Source organism: Pseudomonas sp. BGI-2 (assembly GCF_004310295.1).
GTDB lineage: Bacteria > Pseudomonadota > Gammaproteobacteria > Pseudomonadales > Pseudomonadaceae > Aquipseudomonas.
The window spans coordinates 129,398-139,321 of the sequence record NZ_SISB01000011.1 but is presented as its reverse complement, the minus strand read 5'-3'; the positions used below and the strand labels follow the sequence as shown (position 1 = coordinate 139,321).

12 protein-coding genes and 4 pseudogenes are annotated in these 9,924 nt (G+C 55.6%); 10 read left to right on the top strand and 6 right to left on the bottom strand.

Annotated elements, in window-relative coordinates:
• Both EYC95_RS10305 and EYC95_RS10300 read left to right on the top strand, forming a co-directional pair.
• The coding region (locus EYC95_RS10305) for a transposase (protein WP_131060254.1) at nucleotides 1-260 on the top strand (260 nt) is incomplete at its 5' end.
• 749 nt (nucleotides 261-1,009) lie between these two features.
• Nucleotides 1,010-1,867, top strand: a pseudogene (locus EYC95_RS10300) (phosphoadenosine phosphosulfate reductase family protein).
• On the opposite strand, the gene EYC95_RS10295 reads toward EYC95_RS10300, so the two are convergent.
• Nucleotides 1,864-2,283 carry a hypothetical protein gene (locus tag EYC95_RS10295; protein ID WP_131060253.1) on the bottom strand — a complete coding sequence of 140 codons (420 nt, stop codon included), beginning with the start codon at nucleotides 2,281-2,283 and terminating at the stop codon, nucleotides 1,864-1,866. The pseudogene EYC95_RS10300 and the gene EYC95_RS10295 overlap by 4 nt on opposite strands.
• A gap of 48 nt (nucleotides 2,284-2,331) precedes the next feature.
• On the opposite strand from EYC95_RS10295, the pseudogene EYC95_RS10290 reads away from it, so the two are divergent.
• Nucleotides 2,332-4,051: pseudogene (locus EYC95_RS10290) on the top strand (DNA cytosine methyltransferase).
• Nucleotides 4,052-4,473: 422 nt separating this feature from the next.
• Here the strand turns inward: EYC95_RS10290 and EYC95_RS10285 are convergent.
• A pseudogene (locus EYC95_RS10285) lies at nucleotides 4,474-5,016 on the bottom strand (coproporphyrinogen III oxidase); the annotation flags it as partial.
• Between the two features lie 120 nt (nucleotides 5,017-5,136).
• Complete coding sequence (locus EYC95_RS10280) at nucleotides 5,137-5,580, bottom strand: CopD family copper resistance protein (protein ID WP_131060252.1); 444 nt, start codon at nucleotides 5,578-5,580, stop codon at nucleotides 5,137-5,139.
• A gap of 385 nt (nucleotides 5,581-5,965) precedes the next feature.
• On the opposite strand from EYC95_RS10280, the gene EYC95_RS30575 reads away from it, so the two are divergent.
• From EYC95_RS30575 to EYC95_RS31025, 5 genes are all read left to right on the top strand, one after another.
• The gene (locus tag EYC95_RS30575; protein ID WP_256656933.1) at nucleotides 5,966-6,271 is read left to right on the top strand and encodes an acyltransferase; all 306 of its coding nucleotides are present in this window, start codon (nucleotides 5,966-5,968) and stop codon (nucleotides 6,269-6,271) included.
• A gap of 266 nt (nucleotides 6,272-6,537) precedes the next feature.
• Entirely contained in the window at nucleotides 6,538-6,873 is a 336-nt protein-coding gene (locus EYC95_RS30570; protein WP_256656932.1) for a hypothetical protein, read from the top strand.
• Between the two features lie 22 nt (nucleotides 6,874-6,895).
• Entirely contained in the window at nucleotides 6,896-7,042 is a 147-nt protein-coding gene (locus EYC95_RS30565) for an SGNH hydrolase domain-containing protein (protein WP_305955861.1), read from the top strand.
• Nucleotides 7,043-7,270: 228 nt separating this feature from the next.
• On the top strand, nucleotides 7,271-7,459 hold the full coding sequence (locus tag EYC95_RS10270) for a hypothetical protein (protein ID WP_131060251.1): 189 nt from the start codon (nucleotides 7,271-7,273) through the stop codon (nucleotides 7,457-7,459).
• A 481-nt stretch (nucleotides 7,460-7,940) separates the two neighbouring features.
• Entirely contained in the window at nucleotides 7,941-8,171 is a 231-nt protein-coding gene (locus tag EYC95_RS31025; RefSeq protein WP_131060249.1) for a DUF6555 family protein, read from the top strand.
• 19 nt (nucleotides 8,172-8,190) lie between these two features.
• On the opposite strand, the gene EYC95_RS10255 is transcribed toward EYC95_RS31025, so the two are convergent.
• The 3 genes from EYC95_RS10255 to EYC95_RS10245 all read right to left on the bottom strand — a co-directional run bounded on the left by EYC95_RS10255 (nucleotide 8,191) and on the right by EYC95_RS10245 (nucleotide 9,131).
• Nucleotides 8,191-8,412, bottom strand: coding sequence for a hypothetical protein (locus EYC95_RS10255; RefSeq protein ID WP_131060248.1), 222 nt, complete (start codon nucleotides 8,410-8,412; stop codon nucleotides 8,191-8,193).
• A 104-nt stretch (nucleotides 8,413-8,516) separates the two neighbouring features.
• Nucleotides 8,517-8,852 carry a hypothetical protein gene (locus EYC95_RS10250; protein WP_131060247.1) on the bottom strand — a complete coding sequence of 112 codons (336 nt, stop codon included), beginning with the start codon at nucleotides 8,850-8,852 and terminating at the stop codon, nucleotides 8,517-8,519.
• 72 nt (nucleotides 8,853-8,924) lie between these two features.
• The gene (locus EYC95_RS10245) at nucleotides 8,925-9,131 is read right to left on the bottom strand and encodes a hypothetical protein (RefSeq protein ID WP_131060246.1); all 207 of its coding nucleotides are present in this window, start codon (nucleotides 9,129-9,131) and stop codon (nucleotides 8,925-8,927) included.
• A gap of 176 nt (nucleotides 9,132-9,307) precedes the next feature.
• On the opposite strand from EYC95_RS10245, the gene EYC95_RS10240 reads away from it, so the two are divergent.
• Nucleotides 9,308-9,547 carry a hypothetical protein gene (locus EYC95_RS10240; protein WP_131060245.1) on the top strand — a complete coding sequence of 80 codons (240 nt, stop codon included), beginning with the start codon at nucleotides 9,308-9,310 and terminating at the stop codon, nucleotides 9,545-9,547.
• A 13-nt stretch (nucleotides 9,548-9,560) separates the two neighbouring features.
• Nucleotides 9,561-9,913 (top strand): annotated as a pseudogene (gene osmE, locus EYC95_RS10235) (osmotically-inducible lipoprotein OsmE).
• The last annotated feature ends 11 nt before the right edge of the window (nucleotides 9,914-9,924 follow it).

Genomic DNA, 9,924 nt, shown 5'->3' with positions numbered 1-9,924 from the left:
CTCGGGTGATTCCGTTTTTTGACTATCCAGCCGAAATTCGCAAGGTGATCTACACCACCAATGCCATCGAATCGATCAACATGAGCCTGCGTAAAGTGATCAAAACGCGTGCGTCATTTCCGACCGACGAGGCGGTGATGAAGCTGTTTTATCTGGCGCTGAACAACATCAGCAAAAAGTGGACAATGCCGATCCGGGACTGGAAAGCGGCTTTGAATCGCTTCAGTATCCAGTTTGAAGATCGGCTGTTAACGGTTTAATAGAAATCCCGTTTACACAAAATCAGGGACACCCTCCAGCGCTACTCGTAAAACCCTTCGCAATTTGGAAAATCGTACGCTCCCAGCGCCGCCCCGCCCCATCCAAATGCCGCTGTAATAGCCATCAACAATGCTCCTAGATCGATATGGTTAAAAACTGGTACTCCAAAAGTAGCAGGAGCTCCACATAGCGTTACTAGGCTCGATGCGATTGCCAAACCGCTGAAGAATTTTTCTTTCGTTCTGGCTGTTAGTCCGTGCTCGTTAGAAATCGCCATTGCGCGACTTCGTTAATGGCGGCGATCTTACACGCCTATCGCGCCCCGCATCAGACCTTGTCGCATCCGGTCACGGAGGGCGGCGGCAAGCCTGAGGTCACTGAGGCCCGGAGCTATGTTCTTCAGATATTGCTGTAACCGGCTCCGGCGCAACAACTTCAGTAAGTCCAGTAGATAGCGTTTCGGGGTACGGATAGACCTGATGAAACTCCAATGCAAGAGCATTGGCAGCAGCCAGACTAGGGCATGACATGCCTGCTTCAGGGAGACCTGGTCCATGAACAATCCACTCTGCGACGGTGTAGGTTCCATCTGGTCTCAGTACTTTCCATTCAGTGACAGTGAACCCACCCGATCCACCCACAACAGCTCCCCAACATCCCATTAGCACTCTCTCAATCCTGCGGCGATATAGCCAATCCGATTTTTATCCCATTTCGGACTCACACGCTACTCTGGCGAGGATTTCTTATGTCTCCCTACAAATTGTCCGGGACGACTGTCGTCAGCTTTTCCGGCGGTCGCACCAGCGCCTACATGCTGCGCCAAGTGCTGGACAACAACGATGACCAGAGCGATTTGGTAGTCGCCTTCGCCAACACCGGTAAAGAACACCCTGCCACTCTGGACTTTGTTAGGGAGTGCGCCGAGCGCTGGGCGGTGCCGATCGTTTGGCTTGAGTTCCGCGATAACGAGGCCGGGTTTGAGGTTGTCGACTTCGCAAGTGCCAGTCGCCAGGGCGAGCCGTTCGAAGCGCTAATTCGCAAGCGGAAGTACTTGCCCAACCCGGTGACCAGGTTCTGCACCATCGACCTGAAGATTCGGATCATTCACAAGTACCTTCGCAGCCTTGGCCTTTCGACTTAGGAGGCGCCGGTGGACATGATGACTGGCATCCGCGCCGACGAGCCGCGCCGCGTCGTGAAGATTCGGCACAGGAAGAGCACCAGCGAAAGCAAGTGGGCCACGATGTTGATGCCGCTGGCTGATGCCGGGGTCGGAGTGCAGGACGTCAGTGAATTCTGGTCCAGCCAACCATTCGACCTGAAGTTGCCAACGATCAATGGCCGCACGCTGGAAGGCAACTGTGACCTCTGCTTTCTGAAGGGCGCCAAGCAGGTCTATTCGATCATCGCCAGCGACCGACCCAAGGCCGAGTGGTGGGCACGCATGGAAAGCTCGGTGGTATCCGGAGGCAAGTTCACCGGTGACGGCGCACGCTTCCGAAGCGACCGACCCAGCTACCAGCAAATGCTCGATTACTCAGACACCCAGTTCGACATGTTCGCCGACCAAGACGAGGCCATTGAGTGTTTTTGCGGTGACTAGCTTTTATTTAAGGCCGCTGCTATCCCAATGACCATACCAGCCGCGCCGAAAAATACTGGAATCCAAAAGGCGATAGCATCTCTCCTAGCCTTCTGCTCTTCCCGAATCACCTTTCTGGCTTCGGCGACACCTTGTTCAGTCAGGTATCTTGGCCGTGGCGGATCGTCATCTATTTCCGCGTTTCTCCAGAAAGACTTGTTGCGTCGATCGGGAAGCGGAACATGCAAGTCAGCTGCCTTTATGGTCAGATATCGAGTTAGCACCGACTGACGCATTTCAAAAATCCTTTCTGACTCTAAGTCATATCGCTCCCAGTCATCTCCCGCCTGTAAGGGGAGAATTTTGTCATTTTCCTTTTCTACCTTACGGATCTGCTTCAGCGCCCTACGTTGTTCAAACCAATCCAAAATCTGCATTTGAATCCCTCCATAAAATTCTCTGGACTATACCGGCGAGGAGCCATCATGCCCATTACCTATGGAAGCGTGTGCAGCGGCATAGAAGCCGCAACCCAGGCATGGCACACGCTGGGCATGCGCGCCACTTGGTTCGCCGAGATCGAAGCCTTCCCCAGCGCGGTGCTGGCTCACCACTGCCCGAACACGCCGAACCTCGGCGACATGACCAAACTCGGCGCCCTGGTCTTGGCCGGCAAGATCGACGCACCGGACGTGCTGGTCGGCGGCACACCTTGCCAAGCATTCAGCGTCACCGGCATGCGCCAGGGTCTACTCGACCCGCGCGGCGCCCTCACCATCAAATACGTGGCGCTCGCAGATGCAACTGACTATGTTCGAGCCGGCAGTAGAAAGCCCCCCCTGTGTCATCGTCTGGGAAAACGTCCCCGGCGTCCTCAGCGACAAAGGGAACGCCTTCGGATGCTTTCTTGGCGCGCTTGCTGGGGAAGACTGCGAGCTGCAGCCTTCAGGGAAAAGGTGGCCGGACGCTGGTTGTGTGTATGGACCCAAAAGAACAATCGCATGGCGGATCCTGGACGCCCAATATTACGGCCTGGCCCAACGACGCCGCCGTGTGTTCGTTGTCGCAAGTGCTCGAAACGGATTCGATCCCACCGAGGTACTTTTTGAGCGAGAAGGCGTGCGCCGGGATACTGCGCCGCGCCGAGGCGAGGGGCAACACGTTACCGGAACAGCTCCTTTCGGTCCTGCGCTCCAGTGCGGGTGCGGGTGCGGGTGCGGAGAAGTCTTCGGAGAGGAGCTCGGACCGTACGGCTGCATGAACTGTGAGGGTGATGAAGGGCCAGCAGTATTAATGTTCGGCGGGATACCGGCGTTCGGTGGCCACAGCCTAGAAGGATCGGTCGAGCGCTCGGCGACGTTGACCGCCAAAGACAGCCGGCTCGACATGGAAAGCGAGACGTTCTTCGTCGCGCCGACACTCGCTGGCGGCGGGCGTAAGTCCGGAGGGTACTCGCTCGACGATATCCCTATCACTGCACCCGCACTTCGAGCCCAGGCCCAGAGCAGTCATCGCGCCGATTCCGAAGCCTTTATCGTAGCCGGGACACTTCAGGCCAACGGCAAGGCAGCCGGCAGCGCCACTCAGCAGGATGCTGAATCAGGCTTGCTCGTGGTGCACGGCACGCAAGACCCTGACGTCCGGATCGACCAAGCACACACCCTTGGACGGAACAACGGGATGGAGAACGCCATCCTTGCATTCTCCTGCAAAGATCACGGTGCGGACGCTGGAACAGTCGCGCCAACATTGCATGCAATGAACCACTCCGGAAGCCATGCGAACGCAGGCGGCCAGGTCGCGGTGTGCATCACTGGCGACATTACCCATACGCTTAAGGCTGACGGCTTCGACGGCAGCGAGGACGGCACCGGCCGTGGCCAGCCTATTGTTTCTGTTCTTCGCGGAATTAGCGAATACAGCCCTGGGCTGCCCAGTCTTCGATCATCCTCGGGTGACGCCGGCGGCGGCGGCAGCGAGGCCCTGATCTCGACGAGCAGTGTTCGCCGATTGATTCCTCGTGAGTGCGAACGCCTCCAAGGCCAACCCGACGACTACTCGCTGATCCCGTGGCGTGGCAAGCCTGCCAACGAGTGTCCGGACGGCCCGCGCTACAAGGCGATCGGGAACAGCAAGGCTGTCACCGTCGTTCGCTGGATCGGCAAGCGCATTCTTCGCCAGATCACACCCAGCCCGTACGGATGATCACGTAGATCAGGCGAATCACAGCAGCGATCAGGTTTATCCACTCGGTCAGTCGTTTCATGCGGCAGTGCTCCGGTCTCTGTTGAGCAAAGTTTCACGGTGCGCACCGTTCCATACTGAAGCACTACACCTAATCCCTTACCTCCCGGGCATGTCCCGGCATAGGACCCGCATGCTCGGAAATCAGGACTACCTCGAAGAACTGCTGAGCTACGACCCTGGCAGCGGGTTATTCACCTGGCGGATTGACCAAGGCAGCGCGAAGGCGGGATCGGTCGCGGCAACCAAGGCCACAAATGGCTACTTGGTCGTGATGGTCGACAAGAAGTACCGGAGCCTGCACCGCTTGGCCTTTCTCTTTATGGGCCAGGAGATGCCAGAACGTGTCGACCATATCAATGGCGATCGCACGGATATCAGTCCACCGACATCTCACTGTCGGCACCGATGTCGGGAACGCCGATGCTCAAGTGGTTGAATCCCAGATCTCGCAGCACGCCCATGGTCGACCAGTCGGTGTGGTGAAGGTCAACTTCAATGCTGTAATCACCGCACTCATGTCCGAGAAAGTTGAATCGGCCACGAAGATGACTCATCAGCCGTCTGAGGTGGGCGATTGCGGGTGTTCCGCCCCCCAAATGAAACTGCTCGACCCGCTGCCCGGTCCCCAAATGACAACCGACGAGGTCAATCTCATGCTGCAGACGCTGAAGATAGTGTTCGACACCCCTGTACTCGCATGAAATATCGCGAGGTGAACACAAGGCAGTCCTCAGGTTAGAAGGCAGTTGCACGCTCAGCGACAGTGGACGGCACTTCTGGCGGCTGACACGTAAGGCACGAAACAAATCAAGCGAGCCGATACCGTCATGGAATTTCTGAGTGCCAACAGGGTAGTTGGGATCGAACACACCTTGATCGCACCGGATGTTCAGCTCGCTGGGGTGGGGAAAAAAATTGAGCATGACGGGTCTCCGAGACTGGCTGCGGACTAACCGTGTCGGGGTCTGGCGACTAATGCACCTTGATTTGTATCAAGCGCGGGCAAAGTGCTGGTTGTGCAACAGTCCACCGGTCAAGCCAGGTCACCACGTCAGGTAAAACATGCCCTTGGCCAGCAGTACGATGACGACCATGTGGCAGAACAGGCTGCCGTGGATGAAATGCAGATACCGAGCACTCATCCGGTCAGTTTTGAACAGGTACATGGCGACCAGGAAGTGCATCAGCACGCTGACCGCGACCACGATCTTCAACATCAGTAATGTGCCGAACGAAGAGGCCATTGGTGTGGCAAGGGCCGGCAAATAGCGCAACCAGACCATCCCCGACCCGGCACCGAACAGCACCAGCAAAACACATGGAATCAGGGTGCGCGCGCGTCGACCGATACCCTGCTCAACCAGCAGCATGACCTTGACGGGCAATTGTTTGCGGATACTTTCAAGGAACAGGACTTCGAAGAAAACCGTGCCGATAAAAATCAGCGCGGCAAACAGATGCAATGTCAGAAACAGCGGATAGAGCATGGGGTTCTCAATCTTGGTTCCGATGAACACGATTCACACACAGCGGATGTCACGAACATCGCTTTCCCCCAGCGTACAGGGCACTCCGATGATTACGGTTGATATCAATCAAGTTCTACCGACAGCCGAGGCTTGATATCCAAACTATCGAATCTCAACAGAATCAACTCGTCCAGGAAGAGCGCCCTGAATCCGCGCAATTATTTCGCATTTCAATTTTGCTCACCGTCAAATTTCCAACTACAAATGATAGGTGAGGTGGGTTGTGTCCAAATCTTGACAGTGGTCGTCATGGCTCGGACGTCCGACAGATAGCAACAGCGTTAGGGATGGTCAGGCACATGGCACAGGGCAAGTACCGTTCGGACATCGATGGGCTGGGGCTGTGGCGGTTATCGCGGTACTTTTGCATCACCTCAACGCCAGCCTGCTGCCAGGAGGGTTCGTTGGCGTTGACATCTTATTTGTCATCTCGGGCTTTTTGATCACCTTCCAGGTTTATTCCGAGGTCAAGCGCAACGCTTTTTCGCTGAAGGGTTTTTATCAGCGGCGCATCAATCGCATTGTTCCTGCCTTGGTGACGGTATTGCTGGCCACTGTGATCGCAACGGGGCGACGTCGCACTTTTCCCGGGTCTTCGCCCGTCGATTCGCCGTTTCGGAATTGGGCCTGGCCGCGTTGGCGGTGCTGAACCTGCAATTCAATGGGTTTGCGCAACGTTTCAGCCCTGATGTTGCGCAACTCGAAGCGATGACCCTGCAAAAGCCGAGCGAGATTCGCAGGGGGCACCAAGTCACCAATGCTCTCCACGGCACTGCACCTAATGACGCGTGTCGTCTGGGGGTCAAAAAGAAGGGCTGGACGGCATCATGATCGGCGATTCGTTTGCCAATCACTTCACCGGCATGGTCGATCTTCTGGCCAAACCCAACAACCTCTCGGATCATGGACTACACCATGGACTCGTCCCCGCCGATCCTCGGGTACACCGTCGACATGTCCGCGGTCTATGCCGCCCATTGTGCACAACGCAACGAGCGGGCGTTCAGCCTGATCGAGCAGAACCATTACCGCTATGTGGTGCTGGCGGCGATCTGTTCCAGGGACGCGATTGCCAAAGACATGGTCGAGGCGAGTATCAAGCGGGTGGTGGCGCACAGCGAAGAGGTCATCGTCATCTTGAGGAATCAGCACATCGAAAAAGCCGCAAGTTGCCCGATCCGCCACTTGATGGTTCGGTACCGACCACGATTGCTCGGTTACCCAAACCCCCAAGGCGCCCTATTAGGCTGATATTCGCGAGAAGTACCCGCAGGTGCACTTTATCGATCCCAATCAGGTGATATGTCCGACAGGCGTGTGCAGCCCGATTAGCAAGGGCCAACTGTTGTACCTGGATGATTCGCACTTGAATGAAGTGGGATCACGTTTTATCAGCCGCACATTACTGGACCGAGGCTAATCGTTGCTGCACGACCCGGTGGCTACCCCACGTACGGCCGGGTCGAAGTTTGATGCCACCGTTCACCTGTAGGGCAGGTTCGGGAACGTCGACTTCTGGTGAACCGCCACGCGTAAACAGGCGCACCATTGCAGTGCAATTTATTGGCGTAAATCCATTTCCTCGACTAGGGTTTCTACCGAATCGAATGGCGCGGATTCTGTCGCGGGCGCCTGATCAGGAGGATAGATGACATCCATTTTTAAAGCCGAGAAAATCTATCGCACCTACTCCAACCCTATCCTGATGGAACTCAAGGAGAGAGAGCACCAGCTGGACGCTGAAAACCGCCAGGCACTTCAGAATGTCCTGGTAGAAAGGAGGCTGTTAGACACTGGCAACCCTTCTGGCAACGAGCGACGCCGACCAACTTCCTGACGGCGTCCACCAGCACCTTTTTTGGCAAACCCCGCCTGTTCATCAGATACTTCAAGCGCGCCCTTTGCGGTGGTGGCCAGTAGCCGCTACCCATTAAGGTGAATTCGGAAGGAGTACGCGAAGATGATTTCAAGATTCGTTGTCGTCCCTGCAATTCCCACGGAAACGGGATCAACGCGCAACGGAACGCGCTTCTACTGCAAAACCGCCCCCATAGGGTTCAACCTCTACGACAATGAAGAAAAGCGAAGGCTCCCAACGACCTACCCGACACGAGTAGAAGCCGAAAAAGAGTGCTCGCAGCTCAATACTGAATGCCTCCAATCATGCTTGCTGAGCCCCCCTGCGTGAACGCGCCATGAGCGCGCGCATGACGACTGAATGAAAAACGTCGCGTTTTGCTGAAGCTGATAAAAGTCCGAAAACAGAGGGAACTGGCACTACGCCATCAATGTCGTAGTGGCAGCACCTGGAGATTCGGATGACCCGCCCTCGATATTTTCAAATCACATATGGCTTCAACAAGACTCGGCATATTTTTATTCAACCCGACTCCCACATGACTGAGGCAGACGCTTGGTACTACGCCTGCCTCCATTCGGGGATCGGGCTTTCGTATGGAGACAATCACGATCAACAAAATTTCGATGCGCTGCGTAGCCATGCGCAGGAATTTGGCTTGATACAGGTTAGTTGGGAGGAGTTACCGTAAATGCCGGCGTGCGGTCAACCTAGGTGCCGCCGCCAACGCCCTCTATCGCTTTTGAAAAGGCAATGCCGGCTTCCTGCACCAACTTGCGCCATTCCACGTCGTTGATCAGCCCGGTACGCTCCATCTCATCAGCCGCCTTAAGCAACTCGTCGTACTGTTCTTCACAATCCATGCGAATTTCAGGCTCGTTGAGGAGCCTGTACCAGGCAGCCAGTGCTTCTTTTTTTTGATCATCATTCATCGCCAAACTCCCAAGAACAGTTTCACTTGGAAGTTTTCCAGCGAACAAGCGTTCCTCGGTTCCGACATACGGCGCTTACATACGAAGTTCACACGAAGTGAGTTTTACAAGCAGCTGCGAACCGCTTTACGCATTGCGTCCGACTTGGCCCACGGCGGCCCTTGATACAGCGAAACCCGACTGCCGTCCTTGTATTTCACGATGTCCAGAATCTCGTCAGCCGTAATGATGCTTGGCGCGTTGATCCGGTAGCCATTGGAAATCGCGGTCTGAGTCGTTCTGGAGACTTCCTGCTGCCATAGCGGCAACAGACACGCGGCGTATTCTTTGGGCGTCTTGTTACTGTACTTGCTGACGTTAGGCTCACCTGGAACCAGGGATGCCGGCAACGAACAACCTGCCAGCATCGCCATCGCTACTCCCCCAATCAACATCCGCATGACGCTTCCTTATCCTGAAAAACGGGAAATGTAGCGCGTAGCGGTCCAGACATCCATCTATTGAATCACCCTTCAGGGGGTTGGTTTGTGATCACCGTGGTCTGCATTCAAATACCTCATCCATCGTTTATGGGCTTCATGCTGCCATTGATTGACCCGCTCCCACTCCGGACCGTTTAACTGATGAGCCGAAATCAGATTCATCATCTCCGTGGTTGCTGCGTTCAGATCAACAATCAGCTCTTTCGCATGGAATCTGAAATCATCAGTACTGGTCATTGAAGTTGCCTCGCCCTAGCGAAAATTCGCCACCTCAGTACGACATCACGCCGGTTCGTTCGGGCTTATCCTCCCGACAAGCGGCGTACCTTCCATCCATTGAGCCTCCGTTGAACAAACGCCCCGCCCGCTAATCGGGACTACGCTTTGTTGAGGGGTATTTGCAGGAGGTCATCATGTGGCTTAACGAAGATGAAAATGAACTTCGACGTGACCTGCAAGGCGTTGCGTCGGACTTGAGGTGGTCGGCAGTGGAACTCTTGCGCATCGCAGAGCAACTACGCCAGGCCGGTAATGATGTGGATGCGCAAGCTGCCCTGAAATTGTGCGACCTGTTTCAAGGCGATGAACAGCGACTGGCGGGCTATGCCGAAGAAGTGAAAGCCAAGGTCATCAGTCGGACGAAAGCTCACTAACGGGAGCGATGTCATGAACAAGCCTCTATTCGCGCTGGTCGTCGTGCTGGCGGCGACGGGTGGCTGCAGCACTGATTCGCACGTTTATCGCGACCAGCCGCTGGTCGCAAAGTCGAGACCGGCATGAGCAAGGATCAGGTTCAGCAGATTAGCGGTCAGCCTTTATCCATAACGGAGCGCACGGTGGTGCCTGGCAGTTGCTTTGACTACAAGCTGACACAGACCGGGCAACAGAAGCCGTACAGCATCAGCTTCGATGACAGGGGCAAAGTCGAACACAAAAGCTTCATGAACTGCGCGCAATGGAGCCACGCGCAACAGAAAGCCAGGGAGCCCTCTCGCAGTGCGAGCGGTGGAGGTTATTAACCTGGTTGGCG